Genomic DNA, 20,688 nt, shown 5'->3' on the forward strand with positions numbered 1-20,688 from the left:
CGACCCCGAGAACTCGGGGTCGCCCCCCGCACAGTTGTCCGGCTGCTTGTCGGCGGGCGCAGTTACTGCTGGAGCGCCGGTTGGCCGGACAGGAGGCTCTCCAGGAACTGGCCGCCGCTGCGCGCGGGGGCGGGGGCGGGGGTGTTCCGCGGTTCCAGGGTTTTCGGGGGCTCCGGGGGCGCCAGGGGCTCGGGGCGGGTCCGCAGAACCTGGGTCCGCTCTTCGGTTCGTTCCTCCGCCCGCTTCCCGGTCCGCTCCTCGGTCCGAGCGGAGACCATGACACCGAGGGCATCGGCGATACGGGTCATCGACTGGGGCTGCCCCGGCTGGTCCTCGACGGTCACTGCCGCCGTACCCGTCGCCGCAGCCGCACCGCGCAGCCGACTGACCTCCGCCTCCAGCGACTCCAGCCGCGCCCGCAGGTCGTCCAGCTCGCTCTTCTTCCCCATGCTCCAGGACCCTCCCCGGCCGTCCACGGCCCTCTGACGTGCTGTTCCAGCCTATCCGGGCCCCTCCCCCGCCTCCACGGCCGTCCGGCACCTCCGCTCCCCGGTAAGTTGACCTGATCAAAAGTCAGTCGGGGTAGTGCCCGACCGTGGGGCCGTCGGTCGCTGGCGTCGCCGGCGGCGTCATCCCGGCCGGCCGGTCGCACCGTCGGCTCGCCGACGACCCGGCGACACGCCTCGCAGCGGCACTGACTGCAGGAAAGCACCACGGCAGTTGAGCCGTAGCCGGTCCTCGTGAACAGGGCGACGTGGGCGAAGGGCACTGCGGGCGTGTGCGTTGAGGGCGCCCCGGCGGCGCCTGTTGAAGCGACCGGCAGGGGCGAGACCCCGCCGGTCGGGGTGCCGAAGGTCAGTCACGTCTCGCTGTCCGATCAGCCGTGCAAGGGATCCTCGAGGACGGGGACGCAAGGAGACAGCATCGGCTCCGCGTGCTCGCTGACCTCGCCCCGGACCATCCGGAGGACGTAGACCTCGTTCTCGTGAGCCGGGTTCTCGTCATCGCGCACGTGCAGGAGGCCGTACGAATTCGGCGCCCGGCGGCCGACCTCGCGGAAGAAGTCGAGGACCTCCGGATCGCGGTGGTTCCGCTGGCCCCCGAAGTGGAGGAACAGCGCACCGTTCATCCGGCGCAGGTCCAGGAGGTGGGGGCTCGCGATCTCCTCGACCCGCTGCTGGATGCCTTCCGCGATGACGTTCAGGCGGCCCTCTTCGAGGCGGATGTCCTCGTCATCGGCGCCGGCGGTCTCCAGAACGTTGATCCAGCCGTGGTACTCGAACACGGGTCGGCAGCCTACCGCCGGGCCCGACCTGGTGCCGCTTTCCCATGCGGAGCAGCGGCCGGCAGTCCGCCGCGGTCGAGCAGCTCGTGGAGCCGTGCGACGGGCAGCGACGGATTGGCCGCGGCCCCCTCGGCCAGCTCCGGGCGGTCCAGGAGGGAGGAGATCAGCCCCAGCGGAAGCAGTGGGTTGGCGGCCGCTGCCCGGCGGACACCAGGGTCCGGGTCGGACAGCAGCCGGAGCGGCGGCTCGGCGAGGGTCCGGTCGGCGGCGGCCAGGGCGCGGACCTCCGCGTCGGCGTGGTCGAGGAGGTGACCCAGCCCGGTACGCGGCAGCCGGGGCAGCGTCAGCAGGTACGGGCGGTGGCGCGGTACGGCGGTGAAGGCGTCGAGGACGATCGCCGGCGGTGCCAGCGGATGGTTGAGAGCGAGCAGGTGCCGTACGTCCGGGTCGGGGTCGGCGGCCAAGCGCCGCACCGACTCCCCCGGCAACCACGCGCACGTCGCGGCGACCCGGCGCAGCCGGGGCTCTTGCGACGCCGCGCACGCCTCGTACCAACTCGTCCCCGGCGCCAGGAACATCTCGCCGACCGGGCCGACGCACTCGACCGTGTGCCCGAAGGCCCGGTCGAGCGCGGCGCGCTGCGGCCAGGTGCGCGGGAGCGGCTGCAGCCGGGCCCGGGTCCGAACGGTCTCGTCCGGGTCCTCGGAGAGCACCGCCAGCAGGGCCGAATCCAGGTCGGCCCGGGCGGCCACCCGCTCACGCACCTCCGGATCGGGGTCGTGCGCCAGCCGGGCGACGACGTCGGCGGGCGTGTGGTGGTTGGAAGCGAGCGCCCACAGATCGCGCCCCTGCATGAGGCACCGCTCGGCCACCGCCCGGGACACGGCGTAGTTGACGAGCAGCAGGGCCCGGTGGTGGCAGTCGGGTTCCGGCAGGTCCGCCTCCATCGCCGCCGGATCCAGGATCCGGCTCTGCTCGCGTGCCGTCTCCGACACCGCCGGATCCGGGTCGGCCAGGAGCGTTTCGCGCTGTTCGGGGGTGAGCCACAGCCACAGGCTCGTGGCCTGGGCCCGCAGGTCCGGGTTCGGGTGCTGAAGCATCCCGCGACGGAACGACTGCGGGATCTGCCCGGATGACGCCAGCTCCTCCTTGATCTCGTCGGCGGTAAGACGCTGCTCCGACCAGTCGTCGTTGTGCGCGGTCAGCAGCGTCTCCAGCACCTCGTCGGGGAGAGGCCCTGCCACCCCCAGGCGCGGACGGGGGCCTGCGGCCAGGGCCGCGCGAACGAGGGAATCCGGGTCGTCGACCAGCCGCCCGCGCTGAGCGGGATCGGCGTACCGGTTACGGGCGAAGGCGCGGCGAACCGCCCTCTCGGGGTGGGCGAGCACCGCCTCGACGACCTCTGCGGGAAGCGCCCTCTCCCCGCAGAGGAGCGGCCAGGCGGTGTGCGCCTGCGGGGCGAGAAGTCGCAGCAGGACCTCAAGAAGGGGCGGCCGGGTTGGCGGCGACGCCGCGCAGCCACAGGTCGGGGAGAGGTGAGGAGGACATAGGAACATCGTCGCAATGATCAACACGCGGCGTGGGCGGGAGGCCCGCTCTCGCTCCCGCTCCCGCTCCCCCGAATTTTCCGCGGAAAATTCCGGAGTCCGGCGGCGGCCGGATCCGGCCGCCGCCGGACTCCGCTCCCACCGAAATCCAGTGGTTCCGTGGACGCCATCCGAGGTTCGATGGCTCCGCCGCCGCCCAGGCCGCCGACCATCCCCCACCCACACCGGAGACCGACCTGATGACGGACCAGTCCCACGACGCGACACCGGCAAAGCGCTACGTCTACCTCGACCCGGACGGATGCGGCGGCGGCTGGATGTTCGTCATCGTGGCGGCCCCCACCGGCGTCGTCTACCAGAACCAGTGCGGCGGCTACGCCTGCGCCCAGTACGAGCAGGAGGGCTACCTCGTCCCGCTCTACGGAACGGACCTGGACGAGGGTATGAACGAGATCTTCGTCGGCGAGCTGAAGGGCTACGGCATGCGCGGCCGGGAGTGGCCAGCCGGGGTGCTCGACCGACTGCGGACCGCCGTCGACTCCCTGGGGATGTACGGCTCCGGCCGTAGCGACGATCTCCGCCCGCCGTCGCTCATCCTCGATGAGTCCCGGCTGTCGGAGGCGGCAGAGGCCTGGATCCCGGTCATCACGCCTGACGGCCCGGGCGTACTGGTCTGGGAGAACTCGGACTAGCCGCCGACCGGTCCGGGTTCCGGCGACCGATTTTCCGCGGAAAATTCGCGAGCCGCAGAACCCGGGCCCCGGTTCGAGGGATGTCGCTCCCAGGAGGATTCGGACGGTTCGCGCCCCGCTCCCCCGGCGCCGCAGATAGCGTCGTCCCATGGCGGAGCATTCGTACGGCGACATCCGAATCGAGGCGCCCGAGTCCGGTGCCCTGGTACGCAAGCGCCTGCACATGTTCTTCGCGGTCGGACCCGAGGACCCGCCACTGGGTGCGAACGTGCTCTCCGTTCTGGGCGAGGGCCCGCTCCACGCGGCGAACGCCGAAGCCCCGGCGCACATCGGACCGGACGTCACCCTCCCCACGGAGTTCGACAGCTTGGACCTGCACGGCCCACTGTGCTCCGCGCCTCCCGGCCTCGGCTCGCTCCTGATCCGGGACCACCGGCGCGGCCCTGCGGTACGGGAGGTGCGGTACCACTGACCACTCCCCCACCACCTCGGCGACCCCTTCCGTAGGGCCTCCGAATTTTCCGCGGAAAATTCGTGACCCACCGGCCCCGCGGACTGCCCATCGCGGACGAGCCGTCCGCTGGCCGGACGGCGGGCGCGAATTTTCCGCGGAAAATCGAGCGACGGCCGGGTTGTCCGGGCCGCTCCCTACGGTCGCCGGGTGACGGACGACGAGATCCCCGGAGCAAGCCTGCCGAAGGGTTGCTCGGGAGCGGAGCGCGCCGGTCGGCGTGGGGGAGTGGTGCGAGTGCACCGCAGATGCCTACGAGCACAGCCCGGATCGGTCGCCGAGGCGGCGAGGGACCAGTACCTGGGTCCGCGACCGGCGGACCACCTCGGCGGCTGCTACCTCGGCGGGTGCTACCTGTGCGCGGGCGACGACTGCTGGGGGAGGCGGCGGACGAAGTCCAGCAGCAGGGTGCAGAACGCCGCGGGCTGTTCCAGGGGCGCGAGGTGTCCGGCGTCGGGGATGACGGTGATCCGGCCCGCGCCGAGGTCGCGGGCCAGGCTCTCGCCGCCTTCGTGGAAGTCGGGCATGTCGTGCTCGCCCACGCCGACCAGGGCGGCCACGCCCCTGAGCGCGCGCAGCGCCGCCGGGCCCGTGCCGAGGGGGTCCGTCGCCTGCGGCGGTTCGCCGTGGGTGAGTTGTTCGGTCAGCTGGCGGTGGAGCATGCGGGCGGCGTGGGTGCGTACCTCCTCGGTGGCTCCGGTCGAGGTCCACGCCTCGACGCCGGCCTTGACCGCGGCCTCCAGGTCGCCGGCGGCCAGTGCCGTCCGTTCGGCTTCCCAGGCGGCGTCCAGCCGTGGGGAGGCGGGCTGGTCGTGGGGCCGGTACCCGACCAGTGCCAGGCCGTCCACCCGCTCGGGTGCCGTGACGGCGACTTGGAGTGCCACCAGGGCGCCCAGTGAGTTCCCGGCGAGTACGAAGCGGTCGGCCCCGAGGTGGTCGAGCGTGTCGAGCACGTCCGACCAGGGAGCCACCACGCGGCGGTCAGGCACGGTCGCGTCGCCGTGGCCGGGCAGGTCCAGGGCGATGGCCCGTACGCCCGCCTCGGCGAGCAGTGGGAGGTGGGCGTTCCACATGGTGCGGTCGGTGGGCCGCGCGTGGAGCAGGACGACGGGCCGTCCCCGGCCTGCCTGGGTGGAGGGAAGCAGCATGGTGCGAGGTGCCTTCTTCAGTGGGTGGGTGGGGGAGGGCCGGCCGGTGTGAAGGGCAGCGCCCAGTCCCGAGGGGAGATCATGTGGCGTCGGCGTCGGTGAGTTCGCCGAGTTCCACGTCGGTCAGGCGAAGCGTCGCCGCGGCCAGGTTCTCTTCCAGGTGTGTGACCTTGGAGGTGCCGGGGATGGGCAGCACGACCTCGGAGCGGGCGAGCAGCCAGGCCAGGGCCACCTGGGACGGCCGGGCGTCGTGGGCGGCGGCGATGCGGTCGACCGGCCCGCCGGGGCGGGTGAGCTCGCCGGCGGCCACCGGCGCCCAGGGGATGAAGCCGATGCCGTGGCGGGTGCAGTGCTCCAGGACGTCGGCGGAGCTGCGGTCTGTCAGGTTGTAGCGGTTCTGGACGGTGGCGATCTCCGCGATCGCGCGCGCCTGCTCGATCTGGTCGACGGTGACCTGGGACAGGCCGATCGCGACGATCTTGCCCTCGTCCTGGAGCCCTTTCAGCTCGCCGACCTGGTCCTCCAGCGGGACCTGGGGGTCGACGCGGTGCAGCTGGAAGAGGTCGATGTGGTCCAGGCCGAGCCGGCGAAGGCTCAGCAGGGCCTGTTGGCGCAGGTACTCCGGGCGCCCAAGGGGCGGCCACGCCTTGGGGCCCAGGCGTACCAGCCCGTCGCGGGTCCTGATCGTGTCCGGGCCGTTGCGGGTCAGCCCGGCCTTCGTCGCGATGAGCACGTCGTCGGGGTAGGGGTGGATCGCCTCCCGGATGATCTCCTCGCTGACGTGGGGGCCGTAGGAGTCCGCGGTGTCGATCAGCTGCACGCCGAGTTCGACGGCCCGGCGCACCACGCGGACGCACTCGTCGCGGTCCGCGGGCTCGCCCCACACACCGAGCCCGGTCAGGCGCATGGCGCCGAAGCCGAGGCGGCTGACTTCCTTGCCGGCGATCTTGAAGGTGCCGGCGGTGTCGAACAGGGCGGTGGTCATGATCGGGCGTCTTCTTCCTCTGCGGGGGAGTCCTGGTCGGTGGGAGCCGGGCCCTGTTCGGCCAGTCGGCGCAGCAGGACCAGGGCATCGGCACTGGCGCTGCCGGGTTCCGCGCTGTAGACGGACAGGTGCTGGCCCGGGGCGCTGGTGACGGCCAGCGCCTCGAAGTGCAGCCGCACCTCACCCACACCGGAGTGCCGGAAGTGCTTGTCCTCCTGCGTGCGGGGACGGACCTCGTAGCGTGCCCACAGGCCGGTGAAGGCGGGGCTGCGCACGCCGAGCTCGCCGACGATCCGCTCGATCCGCTCGTCCTGGGGGAACTGCGAGGAGGACGCCCGCAGGTTGCCCACCGCGGTGTGCGCGGCCTTGTCCCAGTCGACGTAGAACTCCCGCGCGAACGGGTCGAGGAAGATCATCCGCAGCAGGTTGTCGTACCGGGTGAACCCGCGGTACAGCTCGCGCGCCATCGCATTGGCGGCCAGCACGTCCTGTGCCGCGCCGACCACGAAGGCCGGCACGTCGCGCATGCCGTCCATCAGCCGCACCAGCTCCGGGGCGACGGTGGGTGCCGCGGCCTCCGTGGCGAAGACGGGCAGGCCGAGCCGGAACAGGTGACCCGCCGCGGCACCGTCCAGCCGCAGTGCCGCGGCGATCGCCCGGAGCACCTGCTCGGACGGGTTGCGCTCACGGCCCTGCTCCAGGCGGATGTAGTAGTCCGTGCTCACCCCGGCCAGCAGCGCCACCTCGTCCCGTCGCAGGCCCGGCACTCGCCGTTCCCCGCCGTCGAACAGCCCGACGTCCCGCGGCGTGATCATCGCGCGGCGAGCACGCAGGTACTCACCGAACTCGTTGTTGCTTTCCATGTCCGCCACGCTAGACCGACCGCACGGGTCGGGGCGTGGGTGCGGTGCACCCACCCGGGACTGCGGCCACAGACCAGCTGCGTGCCTCGGCTCCGTCGGTCGACAGGCTTCGGATTTTCCGCGGAAAATTCCGCGGCTCGACGACGACCGATAGACGGCGCGGCAGCGGCAGCCGACCACAGCGCGCCACCGTGCCGTCGGCAGCCGTCCGCACGGTTGGCCAGCGGCTGGTCCGGATTTTCCGCGGAAAATCGAAGCCGGGGGAGTCGCGCCCTGGCCGATGCCGGCGCCGGCTGTCCATCAGTTCCCCCGGATCCATGGGCGGCTGGACTGTCAGTGGCATCGGGGATGCTCGGTGGTTGTTGCTATCGACCCAGGGGGCCTCAGATGTCGATCCGTATTGCCAGCCGCCGCCGCGCAATGGCGTCACTGATCGCGGCCTTTCCCGGCGCCGAGATCATCGACGTGACCTCCAAGGCACCGGAGCCGTGGGTGCGGTTCAGCCCGTTCTTTCCGCACGGCGGCATCCCGGTCCCCTTCTCCGACGGAGTGACCAGCCAGTCGGTGGAGGGTATCTGGCAGGCCCTCAAGGTCTTCCACGACTCCGACGTCGACCCCGCGAAGCTCGGAGTCACCACGATGAAGGGCCTGAAGCGGACGGTCCGCCGGTACGGCCCCGTCCAAGGCCACCGAACCGGCCTGGACGGAGACCGGCTGCTGCCCTACGAAACCGCCCGGCGCCGGATCTACCTGCCGGCCTACCGGTGGATCCTGGAGCACCGAGTGGCCGACCTGGTCGAGCAGCTCAGGACCGGGAGCGACGTCGTGCTCCTGGACTACACCACCAACGGGGACGTCACCGACCCCACCACCCCGCTCTCCCACGCCGCGCTCATCCAACTGCACATAGAAGGGCGCTGGCCCACCGAGGACGACGAAGACGACCCCGACGCTCCCGGCAGCCTCAGCCATCGAACCCCATGACCGATCCGAGAGAGACTCTGTCCTTCGCCCGAGCGCGAACAGGGTCCCACCGATTTTCCGCAGAAAATTTTCCGACCGGGTTCGTGCACCGGAACCGCCGCCCGGACACCAGAAGGTGGCGGCCGGATCCGACACGACCCCCACGACACTTCCTTGAGGCGGAGCCATGGATGAGTACGCAGTCCCGATCCTTCCGAGCCGGGACCTGGACGAGACACAGGAGTTCTACGGCCGCCTCGGCTTCGAGCCCCGCGGCCGCTGGGACGGCCCGGCCGGCTACCTGATCGTCGTCCGTGGCACCGTGGAACTTCACTTCCGTCACGACCCCGGGGTGGACCCACTGGCCACCGCCGGCAGCTGCTACCTCCAGGTCCGGGACGCGGACGCACTGCACCGCGACTGGGCCCGAATCGGCATCCCCACCGACCCGGGCACCGGCAGCCGCCTGACACCGGTGGTCGACACCGACTACCGGATGCGGGAGTTCGCCCTGGTCGACCGCAGCGGCAACCTCCTCCGGATCGGCAGCCCGCAGAGTTCCTAGGGAGTGTCGAATGGTCAGGCAGCGCTTGGAGACGGAGTCCGCGGTGGCGGCCTCCCCCTGCTGAGGCCGGTGACTTCGCGAGCAGGCCGACCAGCGCAACACGGGACGATGGGGCGGTCGTCGCGGGACTGCTTCGTGGCCCCGATTTTCCGCGGAAAATTCCAGCCCCCGGAGTCGGGTAGATCTGACGTGGGGGAGAAGCGGAACTCCTCGCCGTCTCCAGGCGCCTGGTCCGGCAGAACCACCCGGCTCCCGGCCAGGCAACGGTCCGGCTCTTCTTGACCACTCGCGCGCGAACCAGCGATGCTGCCAACGGCACAGGTCGAGCGGTTGCGGTTGCGGACGCGGCTACCCGATGCCGATGTTCGATTGCCCGAGCTGTGGCGAGTGCCGGTCGCTGGAGCGATGTCCGGAAGGGGAGGCTGACATGGGGCCCATCGAAACGCCAGGTCCGGAACTGGGCTGAGAGCCGGCCCCTCGTACGAGGGCGATAGGCCGCCCGTTCTCCCGGATCAAAGGACTCGGCGCATTTCGCGCATGCCGTGCTTCGAGCTCTGAACACAAATGACGTCAGTAAACCTGCAGTAGATCGGGCTCGTGGCGATGGCCGGCTCACCGGAATCAGCGACGCGCGGGTCAGGAGTCCCGGAGTGACTTCGCCCTGCCGCCCGACCGTGAGGTCCGCCGCGACCCACCGACCCAGAGGCGAGGGAAAGCACGGAAATGACGAACGTCGACTCCGGTCTCGAACCGGCAGCAAGCGTTGCCCGGCCGATCAGTGTGTGGCGGCAGCGCAACTTCCAGGCCATGTGGTCTGCGCACACGGTCAGTCAGTTCGGCACCCAGATCACGTTCTTCGTCATCCCCGTGCTCGCCCTGACGAACCTCTCCGCATCGACCGGCCAACTCGGCCTCATCTCGGCGATGGAGACCTTACCGTTCCTCTTGGTCGGCCTGCAGGCGGGCGCACTGCTCGACCGCTGGGACCGCAGGCGCGTGATGGTCACGGCCGACATCGGCCGGGCCGTGGCCATCGCCGTACTGCCCATCGGCCACCTCTCCGGGCTGCTGAACGTACCCCTGCTCTGCGCGGTCGGGTTCGTCATCGGGCTGTTCACGGTCTTCTTCGACATCGCGGACCAGGCGTTCCTGCCGAGCGTCGTCGCCCGGGAGCAGACCCCGGACGGTAACAGCAGGCTGGAGTTCTCCCGTTCGACGGCGGAACTGGCGGGCCCCAGCCTCGGCGGCCTCCTGCTGCAACTGGTCACCGCGCCCCTGATCCTCGTGGTCGACTCCGTGAGCTACCTGGCGTCCGCGCTGCTGCTCAACCTCATCCGAACGCCCGGGGCGCAGGCACCGCAGCCCCGAACGAAGACCAGGATGCGCACCCAGATCGCCGAGGGACTGCGGTTCGTCTTCCGCCACCGCACCCTGCGGTCCCTGGCTCTGGCGACGGGCATCAGCAACCTCGTGGGGCTGGGCGGCGCGCTGGGGGCCGTACTGACCGCGTACGCCCTGCGGGATCTGAAGCTCTCCCCGGGAGAACTCGGGCTGGCTCTGACCGTCGGCAACTGCGGCGCGTTGCTCGGCGCCACGCTCAGCAGCCGCCTCATCAGGACCGTCGGACTCGGCCCGGTCCTGATCGCGGCCAAGTCCATGTCGGGAATCGCCGTGATCATCCTGGCGACGGCGGCCCCGGCCCGCGCCGTACCCACCCTGATCGCCACCACCGGCATCATGGCGTGCGGCATCACCGTCTACAACATCGGCCAGGTGAGCCTGCGTCAGGCCATCACACCCACCGGCATGCAGGCCCGGATGAACGCCTCCGTCCGCTTCGCCATCTGGGGCACCCTCCCGATCGGCGCGCTGGCCGGCGGCTACCTCGGCTCCGTCCTCGGCACACGTCCCACGCTGTGGATGATCGCCGCAATCGGGCTCCTCTCCTGCCTGCCACTGATATTGACCCCGGACGTCCGAACGCTGCGGGTGTTTCCGGTGCAGGCTGCCGAGTGACAGGAATCGGGACTCCGTGATCCACATCGGCCGAGTCGGCCACGAGACGCTCTGCCCGTAGGAGGCGAACCTGCGGATCCGGCCGGGAACTTCGATGAGCTCCTCGACTGGCTGAACCGGCTCCGAGGAGAGGTGGAAAGCGCGCGTTCTTCTCCCGCAGGACGACGACATCGCCAGGCGCCTACTCGGGGCGCTTCGGTGTGACTGACCCGACCGTGCGCTTCCTACCGCCGCCTACCGCCGCCTAGCGCCGCCGTTGTCCGCCGTCACCGCTCATGGCCGGGTAGCGCAGCTCCAGACCGAGCACGGCGGCCGGAGGCTGCTCGTGGTAGCGGACCCGGAAGGGGGCTGCGGCGGGTTCGGCCTGGGGGTGGCAGTGGTGGCAGAGCTGTAGTCTGCGGGCCATGACGCTGGCGATCGGGGCGGTGCACGGCTTTGCGGCACGCAACTTGCTCGCGCACGCGGGTGTGGATCCGGACGGTCTGCGGCTGGACGCGTACGAGCAGGTGGACCGTGGGGTCGCGCTGAGCGGGTTCGACTCCGAGCGCTCCGAGCTGGTCGAGGGCGCGGTCGCCATCGCCTCGGAGATCCTGCGGCGATGGCGCACACCCCGGCCGGAGTTGGTGGCCGGCCTGGTGCGGTGCCTGGAGTCCCGTCATCCTCACGCCAGGGGCGACGCGGCGATGCTTCTGGTGTGGCTCGTGCGGGCGGACTCCACGCAGGACGTCATGCAGGACGTCACGCCGGCCGTTCCGGCCTGGTCGTGGCCGCCGGTGACTCGTACGACCGGGTCGCCGGGCCGGCGGCGCTGGCCCTCGCCCGTTTCGGCCATCCGGGGGCCCTGGGCCCGGTGCACCGGTGGCTGGCGTCGAGCAGCAGGCTCCCGTTCTTCCAGGTGACCTCCCTCGGAGAGGTACTCCTGCCGCTGGTGGGACGTGCCGACGAGTTGCTCCCCGGGATCCGCCGCATGCTCGTGGACTCGGCCGACGCCGAGCAACTGCGTCCGGTCCTCAGAGCGCTGGCCGAGTGGGGCCCCGCCGCGAGCCCGGCGGTTCCGGAGCTGGTGTCCGCACTCGCCACCGGCAACGCCCGGTGGGCCTGTGACGTGCTCGGCGCCGTCGGCGCGGCGGCCTCGCCCGCGGCCGACATTCTCGACGGCTTCGCCCGCGGCCTTGCGCGGCCTCCGCGCCTCGGAGGCGGGGCCCTGGGGCCGGGCGGCGTACGGCGGTGGCACGGCGCCCAGAACGCGGCGTGGGCCCACTGGCGGATCACCAGCGGACCGGGTGTCTTCCTGGCCTTCCTGGAGGACGCGTCATCCCGGGGCCTGGCCGCCGCCGACCTCGGCCGCCTGGCGGAGCTGGGGCCCCGGGCGGCGGGGTGTGCCGGCGCACTCCGGCCGTTGCTGGAGTCGCCCGGCCCGTGGACCCGGGTCCAGGCCGCCCATGCCTGGTGGAGCATCACCGGCGACGCGGGAGACCGCCGTCCCGGTACTGCTGGCGGCACTGGAGCCGCTGAGGGCGGCCCGGGCCGACGAGCCCTGCCGCGCGGCGGTCCGGTACGTCGCCCGTATCGGTGCACCGGCCGCCGCCGCGGCACCGCTGCTCGAAGCGGTGCTGTCGTCCGAGCGGTGCTTCCCGGCGGACGTCTACCCCGCAGCCCGCGCGGCCCTGGCGGCCTTCGGGGACCACCACCGACGGTAGACCGTCGGTTCTCCCGTCGGTTCTCCCCCTCGGCCGCCGGCGTCCGGAGGGGTCGGTCACGGGCACGACCGTCAGCTCGCGGCTTCCCCGGCCGCCCCGTACTCGCGGTGCATGTCGAGGTAGGGCAGCCGGACCTGCTCCCGCCAGTCGTCCACCTGCTCGTGGGCGGCCGTCCGCACCGCGGCCGCCTCGGCCGCGTCCTCGGCCCAGCCGTACGGGTACGGGCTGCCCAGGGCCACCGCCGCCGCGGCCAGGTAGCGGGCCATCGCCGCATCGTCCGGCACGGACAGGGTCTCGACCTCGCCCCGGTCGACCACGATGCCGATCTCCCAACTCCCTTGCGCCACCCGCCGCGCGTCCCAGCCCCGCACCCAGTGCACGTGGTCCGCGGTGACCTCGCCGCCGGGCCTGGGGTCCAGTCCCACGTCGAGCAGCGCGGGGGCCACGGCGGCGGGGGAGGCCCAGGGGATCGGCAGCCGGGCGCTCACCGCCACGCCGAGCACCGTGCGGCACGGGTAGGGCGTGCGACAGCACGCACAGCGCGGCTGCTGCGGCCCGGCGTCACCGTCCTCCGCCCGGGCGGGCTCGTGCAGCTGCACCACGGCACCGAGCAGGTACTGGTGCCGGCCGACCGGCTGTCCGGCCTCCTTCAGGTCCCGAAGGAAGAGCTGCAGCAGCCGGTGGAAGAGCCGGCCGGACTCGTAGCTGCCCAACGGCGGCACCGGCACCTGGACCATGCTGTCACTTCCCTGTCCGTCGAGACCCATGTGGGCGAGCCTAGAGCCTCCGGCGCTGCTCACCGAGGGGCTGGAGGTCTCGGACGCCCGTGCTGCCGACGACCGGTGCCGGCGTGCCCGTGGGCGTGAGCGGCGCGCGCCGCAGCCTCAGCGCGTGCTCCTCCCGGGGCAGCGGCGTGACGGCAACCTCGCGGAGGTGTCCGAGGCGCTGTGCGCGGTGGGCATCGCGCACGGCCTGGTGCCCGACCGGCCGCCGTGTCATCGGTTGGTGATCGCCCCCGGCGACCGCACGGCCGTGCTGGAGGCGCTCCACCGCCTTCCACGCCCCGCGCGGCACAGCTGCGCGGTGCGTTGCGGTCGGTTCGGTGCTGCGCGGGCCGCTCTTCTGCTGCGACCCGCTGCCGGGAGGCCGTTGTCGTCGCCCGGTCAGCCGGGATTCGTCATCCCGCCCAAGGGAGTTCGGCGTGCCGAGACCCTGCGGCAGCTGATCCGCCAGCCGTCAGCGGTGCGCACGACGGTGTCGTCGTAGGTGACGGAACCGCAGGAGCCGTCCGCCTTGATGCCCAGCCCCTTGGAACGGACCTGCACCCGGCCGTCCGCCCCTGCGGTGACGACGACGTTGGTGACGTGATGCGCGACGGGGTTGGCCCCGCCCAGCGCCCAGGCCGCTTCCCGGACGGCGGCCACCCCTGACAGCGACTCCTGGCCGAAGTCGGTGAGGTCGTAGACCACATCGGCGGTGAACAACTCGTCCAAGCGGTCCAGGCTTCCGTCGTCAACGAGGTGACCGTGCAACGAGACCAGTTCGATGACGGCCAGGCGATCTTCAAGAGCGAGTGACACGCGCGTCCTCTCCGGCCCGACGTGGATGGCGCCGAGCCGAGTAGTCAGGGGGATCCGACGTCAGCACGGGCACTCCGCGCAGGAGCAGGGCCGTGCACGTCGTGATCGTCCCTCACCGGCGGTCGGCCTGCCACCGACTTCCCCAACCCGCGCCCTGCCACGGTCAGCCGAGGCACGGCTGCTCCGCCGCCCTTCCGCTTGATCCACTCGCTGTTGCCCAGCGGGTAGGCCTCGGGGTCGGACTCGCTGACCTTGTACGGGAACACGCTGGCCGCCCTTGACGGTGATCACGGGACTGCCCCGGTCGAGGTCGATGTCGAAGGACTTGGTCTCTGCACGCCAAGGGCCGGTTCTCCACACGCATCTGACACCGCCGAACCGCCCGACGACGTCCCGCGAGCGCCCGTCGACGTCCCGCGAGCGCCCGTCGACGTCCCGCAAGCGCCCGCCCGAAAGATTTTTCACCGGCGAGCGATGAGTTTCCCTCCCGGGCCCGGTCTACCTTCCAGAACACCGACACGAGAGGGAGAGCGCACATGTCCTTTCAGGCGTACCTGGACACCATCGAGACCAAGACCGGCCTGACCCCGCGCCAGTTCGTCGCGCTCGCCGCGGAGCGCGGCTTCGACGACCCGTCCACGAAGGCGGGCGTGATCCTCACGTGGCTCAAGGAGGACTACGGCCTGGGCCGGGGGCACGGCATGGCCCTCGTCCACGTCTTCAAGCACGGCGCGAAGATCGACGCCAAGCACGTCGGCACGACGGGCTCGCACCGCGACGCCTCCGACACGCTCTGGCTGGACGGAAAGGCGACCCGGCCCGCATGACCCCCCACACGCAAGCCGCCACCAGGACCGCCACCGGGACCGCCACCAGGACCGCCGCATGGACGGAGCGCACGGTGGTGCGCGACGGGGTCCGGCTCTCCTGCCGCGACTGGGGAGGCCCGGGCCCGTCCGTGGTCCTGCTGCACGGACTGGCCGGCCACGCGGGCGAATGGGACGCGTCGGCCCGGGCCCTGAGCGACCGGTACCGGGTGATCGCCCTCGACCAGCGCGGCCACGGCGCCAGCGACCGCACACCGGAGGACCTCTCCCGTGCGGCCCACGTCGCCGACGTCGTCGCCGTACTGGAGCAGCTCGACCTCGGGCCGGTGGTGCTGGCCGGCCAGTCGCTGGGCGGGCACACCGCCATGCTCACGGCGGCGGCCCACCCCGAGCACGTCCGCGCCCTCGCACTCGTCGAGGCCGGGCCCGGCGGGCCGAACCCGACTATCGCCGCCGAGGCCGGGCGCTGGCTCGACTCCTGGCCGCTGCCCTTCCCCTCGCGGGGGGCGGCGGTCGCGTTCCTCGGCGGCGGCCGGGTCGGCGAGGGCTGGGCCGCCGGGCTGGAGGAGCGCGACGCGCAGTGGTGGCCGCGCTTCGACCGGGACGTGATGGTCGCCTCGCTGGCCGAGAACGCCCGGCGCTCGTTCTGGCAGGAGTGGGGGCAGGTGGCCTGTCCGGCCCTGCTCGTGCTGGGCCAGTCCAGCTTCATCCCCGTGCGGGAAGTGGACGAGATGCTCGCGCGGCGCCCGGGCACGCTGGCCGCGAGCGTCCCGGGAACGGGGCACGACGTCCACCTGGAGCAGCCCGAGGTCCTGCACCGCCTGCTCTCGGAGTTCCTCGACGGGGTCGACCCGGCCGCGGAGTCCGCCCCGGCGTTTGCCGCAGCGGCCCGCGCCGCCGGATAGGTGAAGGGTCGTCACGACGCGGTGGCGACCGGGTATTCCGACCGGAACAACCGACTGAACGGGAGCAAGGGCATGGGCCTGATCCACATCGAGCTGTTCGCGACCCTCGACCTCGTCGGGCAGGCGCCCGGCGGCCCCGACGAGGACCCTGAGGGGTTCCCGTTCGGCGGCTGGCAGGCGCCCCTGCTGCACGAGGTCACCGGGGCGCAGATCGCCGCCGCGTACGAGGGCACCGACGCCCTCCTGCTCGGCCGGCGGACGTACGACCTCTTCGCCTCCTACTGGCCGCACCAGAAGGAGGGCGAGATCGCCGAACTCTTCAACAGCGTCCCGAAGTACGTGGCTTCCCGCGGCCGGGCGGACCTTTCCTGGGCCGGGTCCACCCAGCTCGGCCCGGACCTGGCCGCGGCGGTGCGCGAGGTCCGGGACCGGCACCGCAACGTGAAGGTCGTCGGGAGTCTCAACCTGGTGCAGACCCTCCTGCGCGAGAAGCTCTTCGACCGTCTCGATCTCTGGCTGCACCCGATCGTGCTCGGCGTCGGCAAGAAGGTCTTCGACACCGGCGCCGTCCCCACGAACCTCACCCTCCTCCACCCCCCGGCCGCCAGCCCCACCGGCACCGTCCACCTCCGCTACGGCCTCGCCGAGGGCACGCCCCGCACCGGAGACATGTCCGCCCCCGACCGCGGCCTCGGCGACGACGCCTGAGCCCGACCCGTCCCGTACGCTCCCGCCCCGCCGTCGCTGCCGGTGGCCGTCGGCCACCGGCCACCGGCCACCGGCGGGCGGAGGGGGGAGCCTGCGCGCCGCGCACCGGCGGTGCTCGGCCACCTGCTGGATCCCGTCACCGGGTCCGCGTTGGGCGAGGCCCTGGTGTCAGCGCCGCCAGCGGTGGTAGGCGTCCCACTCCTGGGTGATCCAGGTGCCGTCGCCGAGCGGTGTCACGTTGTCGACCTCGGGCACCGGGTACTCGACGCGGCCGTGCAGGGTGCCGGTGGCGGGGTCGGCGAGCCAGTGGCTGTGCTGGCGCCAGCGCTCCTCGCCGAACAGGTACACCGCGGCCTCGTCGTACGGGTTGTAGAGCGCCACCAGCGCCGTGTCGTCGTCCACGAAGCCGCTCGGGGAGGAGATGTACGGGTCGTTGTGCACCGAGCAGTCGCCGGTGCCGGGGGCCGGGAAGTCGCTGAGGGTGAGCGAGGCGGTGACCTGGTAGCTGGGGAGGTCGTGCCAGCTGACGTCCCGTCCCCTGGGGTCGAGGGTCATGCAGCGGGTGCGCTGTGAGTCCGTGCCCAGGTGGTCGCGTCCGCTCGGGGGCCGACCGTCGCCGTCCTGCGGCAGCCGCCTGCCCAGGACGATGCCACCGTTCTCGCACCGCGCCTCGTAGTGGGTGGCCGGCGCCCGCCCGTCGGACACGGACACGCCGCGGATCTCGCCGTTCCCGTCCCGGAGCAGGCCGACGAACTGCCCGTAGCCGCCGCACTGGAGCATGCTCCGCGCCAGCTCCGCCCCCTCGGCGTCGAGGGTGAGGATCAGGGTGCTGTCGGGCAGTCCGGAGGGCAGCCGCAGCCAGGTCCGGGGCTCCTGGCCGGTGCCGGTCATCGCGAGGTGGGCGGGGTCAGCGAAGTCGACGTAGCCCCAGCGCCCCACCTCCCACGTGCCGTACGGCTGCTTCCACACCGTCCTGCCGTTCCGGGCGACGGCGACGTACTCGGTCGCGGTGCCGAAGACGGCGAGCGACTGGTCGGGGGTCACCCACTCCCTCGTCCACCGGTCGGGCGTCGGGGCCGGGAACCGTGCCGTCAGTTCGGCCTGTTCGCGCAGCTCGTAGATGTGCAGGGACTCGGCGCTGCGCACGTGCAGACGGGGTACGGGGCCGGAGGGGTTGAGAAGGGTCCGGGTGTCGGCGTCCCGGTCCGGGATCGGGTACGTGGCCACCAGTGTGGGTGTGATCGTCACACCGGAATCTTCCCGCAGCGGTTGCCGGGCGCCGGGCGCCGGTTGGCGGTCGCCGATTGGCGGGATCTTGGCGACCCAAGGCGTTGACGCCACTCGTCGGGCGGGCCCGGGGACCAGAGGATGGAGCCATCGCCGACCGGGGGAGCCCGGTACGGCCCCCGAAACCCGAAGGACCCCCATGTCTGCGACCGCCGCTCCCGCCGCCGCGCCCACCGAGAGCGCCAGCGCCGTCCTGAACGTGCCCGCCGCCGCCCCGGCCGAGGCCGCCGCCCACTACGCCGCCCGTCTCGCCTTCGAGGCGGACGTATCCGACGTCCACGCCGACCTGGAGTCCGGCGCGCCCGGCATCGTGGTGGTCGACACCCGCGGCGAGGCCGCCTGGGAGCAGGGCCGCATCCCCGGCGCCCTCCACATCCCCACCGCGCGGATCGCCGAACTGGCGCCGCAGCTGGTCGACCCGTCCCTGACCGTGGTCACCTACTGCTGGGGCCCCGGCTGCAACGGCGCGACCCGCGGGGCGCTGGCCTTCGCCCGCCTCGGCTACCGGGTCAAGGAGATGCTCGGCGGCTTCGAGTACTGGGCGCGCGAGGGCTTCGCCTACGAGACCGCCGCCGGGACCGACCAGCGCCCCGTCGACGACCTGACCGCCCCGCGCTCGGGCATCACCTGCGCATGCTGACCGGCACCGCACGGCCGGGCGGCGTGATCCGCCCGGCCACCGCGGCCGACCTGCCGGCCGTCGCCCGCCTGTGCGCCGCTCACGCCGCCTTCGAGCGCGCCGAACCCGTGCCCGCCGACCTCGCCGCCCGCCTGGAGCCCGTGCTGTTCTCGGCCCACCCGCGGGCCTGGTGCCTCGTGGTCGACCACGGCGGCGAGCTGATCGGCTACCACTGGCGTCGGCACCGGCACCGGCACCGGCCTCGGCACCGGCACCGGCACCGGCCTCGGCACCCGCACCGCCACCGGCACCCGCATCGGCACCGGCCTGACGCTTCCGCAGGGCCACGACCGCGCCGACCAACGACAGGAGCACGACGGCCACCGCCAGGGCGTACGCGCTGAGCAGTTGTCCGGCCTCGGCGACGGTGACGTGCAGGTCCAACGAGACGTCGAGCAGCAGCCCGATCAGCGCGAACTCCGCGTCAGGCGTCAGGAACGTGGGCCGCGTGACGTGTCCAGCTTCTCGATCTCCTCCTTGAGGACCTGGTAGGCCTCCCGTTCGTCGCTCGTGCGGGGCCGTCCCGCCTCGAACGACTCGAGTTCCTGTTCCAGGAGCTTGTAGGAGCCGTACTGGGAGTACTCGTCGAACAGCTCCCGCCGGAACGCTTCCGCGAGCGGGGTGTTGTCCCCGACGTTCCTGGAGGCGAACCGCTCTCCCCAGGTCGCGCGTTCGTCGGCGAGGTCTTCGATGACGTCGAGATCGGTGGGGCTGTACGGCATCGGCACCTCCTCGTCGACGGTGACGGCCTCGTACACGGCCCGTACCTGCGCCTCGTGCCGGTCCTCGTGCAGGGCGAGGCCGTACACGGGTGTCTTCTTGCCGAGGTAGCGCTGCAGGTAGTGCTGAGCCGAGACCAGCGACTGCGCCGACTGCGTGTAGTCGACGAGGAGGACCTTGCCCGGCAGGTCCTTCGGCAGGAACTCGGCGAAGTGGGCGTCCAGCATGGCCTGCTGCTGTTCGGACGGCGGGGCGCTCGGCCGCTTCACCGTGGACTCACGGCCGAACCAGTTCTTCTCCCGCGACTCGGTGGTGAGCACCTTCCCGAGGATCGAACCCGGGTCCTCCGGTCCGGGGCGGAAGCTCGACAACGGAATCGAGTAGGTGATGCCGGGGTTCCTGCTCTGGAGGTGCGCCATGACGGCGGCCGGGCTGCGGCCCAGCCCAACGTAGACGAACTTGCCGGGTGGGTACGTCTTCTCGATCCAGTCGCCCAACTCCACTACCGACGTCAGGAGTTCATCCTGCTTCTCGGCGTCCTTGCCCGCGCTGAAGGCCGCCAGTTCGTTCATGAACGGCGCCTGGTCGTTCGGCTCGTACTCGCGTTCCGGACCTGACTTCAGGAAGGTGTCGAGAGAGCGGTACGCGGTGCTCTTGTAGTACGGCGACCGTTTGTCGTTCTCACCCAGGCCGCCCGCCTCGAGCCACTTCTTGGCGAGCTCCGGCCTCAGCTTCTTCGTGTCGCCCGTCGCTTCGTGCAGCGAAACCTGGAACACGGAGTCGTCGTCCTCGACGAACTCGTACTTGCCGTCCCGCATCTCCCAGGCGCCCTGAACAGTCGCCGCGGAGGACAGCTGCGCTTCCTTCCGCACCGCATGACCGGGCCGCGCCGTGTCCGCCGTGGCGGTCGTGTCCGTCGCATGCCGCGCGCCCGTGGACATCAGGCGGGTCGCGTTCGCCTCGGCCTCCCGCTCGAAGCGGTCCGACGGGTCGGAGACCCGCAGGCCCGTGCCGTTGTCCGTTCCCGCCACCGGGCCCTGCCGCTGCTGGATGACATGGGTCAGTTCGTGCGCGAGGGTGTGGCGATCGCCCCCTCCTTCGCCGATCACCACATGGCTTCCCGAGGTGTACGCGCGGGCGCCGACCTCGGCGGCGGAGATCCTGGCGTGGTGGTCGTCGTGGATGCGGACGTCGGAGAAGTCGGCGCCGAACCGGGACTCCATGTCGTCACGGGTCGCCCTGTCCAGCGGGCGGCCGGGGGAGCGCAGGACGTCGTGCACGGTGGAACGCTGCACCGGTGGCTGCCTGCCCTGACGACCGTCGTCGACGAGGAGCTGGAGCCGGCTTCCGGCCGGGAGGTGCCCGGCCCGCCGGAGCATCTGCACCACCGCGGCGTTCCCGACAGTGCCTTGCAGGAGCTGCAAGGGCTCCAGGGGCTGCGGCGCCGGCCCGGTGCGGCGCGGCCGACCCGGTCCGCTCGCCTTGTCGTTGACAACGTCCGTCTGCTTGCCGCTGTGGAACACGCCCGCTCCCGGATCCGTCCTCAATCCGCCGATCTCCACCCACCAGGGTCCCGGCGTGCACGGTGCACCGGCCAGAGCCGCACATGCAGCCCGAGGGCAGAGTTCGGTGCCCTTCCGGACAGACCGGGAGCCCGAAGGGTGGCGGCGGCGCCGGGAGAGCAGTGCAGGGCGCGCGACCTCGTGC

22 protein-coding genes are annotated in these 20,688 nt (G+C 72.1%); 11 read left to right on the top strand and 11 right to left on the bottom strand.

All coding sequences use genetic code 11. The annotated features are described in order from the left end of the window. Positions 1-62 precede the first annotated feature (62 nt). The 3 genes from BOQ63_RS04395 to BOQ63_RS04405 form a co-directional block, all read right to left on the bottom strand. Complete coding sequence (locus BOQ63_RS04395; protein WP_072653429.1) at positions 63-449, bottom strand: hypothetical protein; 387 nt, start codon at positions 447-449, stop codon at positions 63-65. Positions 450-877: 428 nt separating this feature from the next. Continuing rightward, entirely contained in the window at positions 878-1,285 is a 408-nt protein-coding gene (locus BOQ63_RS04400; RefSeq protein ID WP_072653430.1) for an Imm7 family immunity protein, read from the bottom strand. Between the two features lie 11 nt (positions 1,286-1,296). Next, a complete protein-coding gene (locus tag BOQ63_RS04405) occupies positions 1,297-2,841 on the bottom strand; it encodes an amino acid adenylation domain-containing protein (RefSeq protein WP_454130597.1) in 1,545 nt (514 codons plus the stop codon). A 230-nt stretch (positions 2,842-3,071) separates the two neighbouring features. Here BOQ63_RS04405 and BOQ63_RS04410 point away from each other — a divergent pair, with 230 nt between their 5' ends. Continuing rightward, the gene (locus BOQ63_RS04410; protein WP_072653431.1) at positions 3,072-3,524 is read left to right on the top strand and encodes a DUF6210 family protein; all 453 of its coding nucleotides are present in this window, start codon (positions 3,072-3,074) and stop codon (positions 3,522-3,524) included. A 148-nt stretch (positions 3,525-3,672) separates the two neighbouring features. After that, the gene (locus tag BOQ63_RS04415; protein WP_072653432.1) at positions 3,673-3,996 is read left to right on the top strand and encodes a hypothetical protein; all 324 of its coding nucleotides are present in this window, start codon (positions 3,673-3,675) and stop codon (positions 3,994-3,996) included. A 389-nt stretch (positions 3,997-4,385) separates the two neighbouring features. Here BOQ63_RS04415 and BOQ63_RS04420 read toward each other — a convergent pair whose 3' ends face one another. The 3 genes from BOQ63_RS04420 to BOQ63_RS04430 form a co-directional block, all read right to left on the bottom strand. Further along, positions 4,386-5,183 carry an alpha/beta fold hydrolase gene (locus BOQ63_RS04420; RefSeq protein ID WP_072653433.1) on the bottom strand — a complete coding sequence of 266 codons (798 nt, stop codon included), beginning with the start codon at positions 5,181-5,183 and terminating at the stop codon, positions 4,386-4,388. 79 nt (positions 5,184-5,262) lie between these two features. Next, positions 5,263-6,168 carry an aldo/keto reductase gene (locus tag BOQ63_RS04425; protein ID WP_030556107.1) on the bottom strand — a complete coding sequence of 302 codons (906 nt, stop codon included), beginning with the start codon at positions 6,166-6,168 and terminating at the stop codon, positions 5,263-5,265. Further along, on the bottom strand, positions 6,165-7,031 hold the full coding sequence (locus tag BOQ63_RS04430; protein WP_072653434.1) for a helix-turn-helix domain-containing protein: 867 nt from the start codon (positions 7,029-7,031) through the stop codon (positions 6,165-6,167). The genes BOQ63_RS04425 and BOQ63_RS04430 overlap by 4 nt, the downstream gene beginning before the upstream one ends. A gap of 387 nt (positions 7,032-7,418) precedes the next feature. On the opposite strand from BOQ63_RS04430, the gene BOQ63_RS04435 reads away from it, so the two are divergent. The 3 genes from BOQ63_RS04435 (at position 7,419) to BOQ63_RS04445 (ending at position 10,575) form a co-directional block, all read left to right on the top strand. Beyond that, complete coding sequence (locus BOQ63_RS04435) at positions 7,419-8,015, top strand: DUF6939 family protein (RefSeq protein ID WP_072653435.1); 597 nt, start codon at positions 7,419-7,421, stop codon at positions 8,013-8,015. A gap of 166 nt (positions 8,016-8,181) precedes the next feature. Continuing rightward, positions 8,182-8,559 (top strand): bleomycin resistance protein, encoded by a 378-nt coding sequence (locus BOQ63_RS04440; protein WP_072653436.1) that lies wholly within the window; start codon positions 8,182-8,184, stop codon positions 8,557-8,559. 723 nt (positions 8,560-9,282) lie between these two features. Next, the gene (locus BOQ63_RS04445) at positions 9,283-10,575 is read left to right on the top strand and encodes an MFS transporter (RefSeq protein WP_072653437.1); all 1,293 of its coding nucleotides are present in this window, start codon (positions 9,283-9,285) and stop codon (positions 10,573-10,575) included. A gap of 244 nt (positions 10,576-10,819) precedes the next feature. On the opposite strand, the gene BOQ63_RS04450 is transcribed toward BOQ63_RS04445, so the two are convergent. Then, on the bottom strand, positions 10,820-10,981 hold the full coding sequence (locus tag BOQ63_RS04450; protein ID WP_157846621.1) for a hypothetical protein: 162 nt from the start codon (positions 10,979-10,981) through the stop codon (positions 10,820-10,822). Here BOQ63_RS04450 and BOQ63_RS04455 point away from each other — a divergent pair. Both BOQ63_RS04455 and BOQ63_RS04460 read left to right on the top strand, forming a co-directional pair. Then, positions 10,980-11,474: a hypothetical protein gene (locus BOQ63_RS04455; protein WP_072653438.1), complete on the top strand. Its 495-nt coding sequence runs from the start codon at positions 10,980-10,982 to the stop codon at positions 11,472-11,474. The genes BOQ63_RS04450 and BOQ63_RS04455 overlap by 2 nt on opposite strands. 543 nt (positions 11,475-12,017) lie before the next feature. Continuing rightward, complete coding sequence (locus tag BOQ63_RS04460) at positions 12,018-12,275, top strand: hypothetical protein (protein WP_072653439.1); 258 nt, start codon at positions 12,018-12,020, stop codon at positions 12,273-12,275. Positions 12,276-12,346: 71 nt separating this feature from the next. On the opposite strand, the gene BOQ63_RS04465 is transcribed toward BOQ63_RS04460, so the two are convergent. Next, positions 12,347-13,042 carry a hypothetical protein gene (locus BOQ63_RS04465; RefSeq protein WP_143174619.1) on the bottom strand — a complete coding sequence of 232 codons (696 nt, stop codon included), beginning with the start codon at positions 13,040-13,042 and terminating at the stop codon, positions 12,347-12,349. Positions 13,043-13,438: 396 nt separating this feature from the next. After that, positions 13,439-13,855: a nuclear transport factor 2 family protein gene (locus tag BOQ63_RS04470; protein ID WP_072653442.1), complete on the bottom strand. Its 417-nt coding sequence runs from the start codon at positions 13,853-13,855 to the stop codon at positions 13,439-13,441. A gap of 536 nt (positions 13,856-14,391) precedes the next feature. Here BOQ63_RS04470 and BOQ63_RS04475 point away from each other — a divergent pair. The 3 genes from BOQ63_RS04475 (at position 14,392) to BOQ63_RS04485 (ending at position 16,295) form a co-directional block, all read left to right on the top strand. Beyond that, complete coding sequence (locus BOQ63_RS04475; RefSeq protein WP_030556123.1) at positions 14,392-14,682, top strand: DUF4287 domain-containing protein; 291 nt, start codon at positions 14,392-14,394, stop codon at positions 14,680-14,682. Then, entirely contained in the window at positions 14,679-15,587 is a 909-nt protein-coding gene (locus tag BOQ63_RS04480) for an alpha/beta fold hydrolase (protein WP_107488418.1), read from the top strand. Before BOQ63_RS04475 ends, BOQ63_RS04480 begins: the two co-directional genes overlap by 4 nt. A gap of 72 nt (positions 15,588-15,659) precedes the next feature. Next, positions 15,660-16,295: a dihydrofolate reductase family protein gene (locus BOQ63_RS04485; protein ID WP_030556127.1), complete on the top strand. Its 636-nt coding sequence runs from the start codon at positions 15,660-15,662 to the stop codon at positions 16,293-16,295. A gap of 168 nt (positions 16,296-16,463) precedes the next feature. On the opposite strand, the gene BOQ63_RS04490 is transcribed toward BOQ63_RS04485, so the two are convergent. After that, positions 16,464-17,543, bottom strand: a complete 1,080-nt coding sequence (locus BOQ63_RS04490) for a hypothetical protein (protein WP_072653443.1) — start codon at positions 17,541-17,543, stop codon at positions 16,464-16,466. 178 nt (positions 17,544-17,721) lie between these two features. On the opposite strand from BOQ63_RS04490, the gene BOQ63_RS04495 reads away from it, so the two are divergent. Beyond that, complete coding sequence (locus BOQ63_RS04495; protein WP_046386390.1) at positions 17,722-18,222, top strand: rhodanese-like domain-containing protein; 501 nt, start codon at positions 17,722-17,724, stop codon at positions 18,220-18,222. A 470-nt stretch (positions 18,223-18,692) separates the two neighbouring features. Here BOQ63_RS04495 and BOQ63_RS04500 read toward each other — a convergent pair whose 3' ends face one another. After that, positions 18,693-20,360: an eCIS core domain-containing protein gene (locus tag BOQ63_RS04500; protein WP_107488459.1), complete on the bottom strand. Its 1,668-nt coding sequence runs from the start codon at positions 20,358-20,360 to the stop codon at positions 18,693-18,695. Between the last annotated feature and the right edge of the window lie 328 nt (positions 20,361-20,688).

This window comes from Streptomyces viridifaciens, assembly GCF_001888885.2.
GTDB lineage: Bacteria > Actinomycetota > Actinomycetes > Streptomycetales > Streptomycetaceae > Kitasatospora > Kitasatospora aureofaciens.

Coding starts and splice junctions, on each gene's coding strand:
- BOQ63_RS04395 (WP_072653429.1), bottom strand. CDS start 449: ATGGGGAAGAAGAGCGAGCTGGACGACCTGCGGGCGCGGCTGGAGTCG.
- BOQ63_RS04405 (WP_454130597.1), bottom strand. CDS start 2,841: ATGTTCCTATGTCCTCCTCACCTCTCCCCGACCTGTGGCTGCGCGGCG.
- BOQ63_RS04410 (WP_072653431.1), top strand. CDS start 3,072: ATGACGGACCAGTCCCACGACGCGACACCGGCAAAGCGCTACGTCTAC.
- BOQ63_RS04415 (WP_072653432.1), top strand. CDS start 3,673: ATGGCGGAGCATTCGTACGGCGACATCCGAATCGAGGCGCCCGAGTCC.
- BOQ63_RS04420 (WP_072653433.1), bottom strand. CDS start 5,183: ATGCTGCTTCCCTCCACCCAGGCAGGCCGGGGACGGCCCGTCGTCCTG.
- BOQ63_RS04425 (WP_030556107.1), bottom strand. CDS start 6,168: ATGACCACCGCCCTGTTCGACACCGCCGGCACCTTCAAGATCGCCGGC.
- BOQ63_RS04430 (WP_072653434.1), bottom strand. CDS start 7,031: ATGGAAAGCAACAACGAGTTCGGTGAGTACCTGCGTGCTCGCCGCGCG.
- BOQ63_RS04435 (WP_072653435.1), top strand. CDS start 7,419: ATGTCGATCCGTATTGCCAGCCGCCGCCGCGCAATGGCGTCACTGATC.
- BOQ63_RS04440 (WP_072653436.1), top strand. CDS start 8,182: ATGGATGAGTACGCAGTCCCGATCCTTCCGAGCCGGGACCTGGACGAG.
- BOQ63_RS04445 (WP_072653437.1), top strand. CDS start 9,283: ATGACGAACGTCGACTCCGGTCTCGAACCGGCAGCAAGCGTTGCCCGG.
- BOQ63_RS04455 (WP_072653438.1), top strand. CDS start 10,980: ATGACGCTGGCGATCGGGGCGGTGCACGGCTTTGCGGCACGCAACTTG.
- BOQ63_RS04450 (WP_157846621.1), bottom strand. CDS start 10,981: ATGGCCCGCAGACTACAGCTCTGCCACCACTGCCACCCCCAGGCCGAA.
- BOQ63_RS04460 (WP_072653439.1), top strand. CDS start 12,018: ATGCCTGGTGGAGCATCACCGGCGACGCGGGAGACCGCCGTCCCGGTA.
- BOQ63_RS04465 (WP_143174619.1), bottom strand. CDS start 13,042: ATGGGTCTCGACGGACAGGGAAGTGACAGCATGGTCCAGGTGCCGGTG.
- BOQ63_RS04475 (WP_030556123.1), top strand. CDS start 14,392: ATGTCCTTTCAGGCGTACCTGGACACCATCGAGACCAAGACCGGCCTG.
- BOQ63_RS04480 (WP_107488418.1), top strand. CDS start 14,679: ATGACCCCCCACACGCAAGCCGCCACCAGGACCGCCACCGGGACCGCC.
- BOQ63_RS04485 (WP_030556127.1), top strand. CDS start 15,660: ATGGGCCTGATCCACATCGAGCTGTTCGCGACCCTCGACCTCGTCGGG.
- BOQ63_RS04495 (WP_046386390.1), top strand. CDS start 17,722: ATGTCTGCGACCGCCGCTCCCGCCGCCGCGCCCACCGAGAGCGCCAGC.
- BOQ63_RS04500 (WP_107488459.1), bottom strand. CDS start 20,360: ATGCTCCGGCGGGCCGGGCACCTCCCGGCCGGAAGCCGGCTCCAGCTC.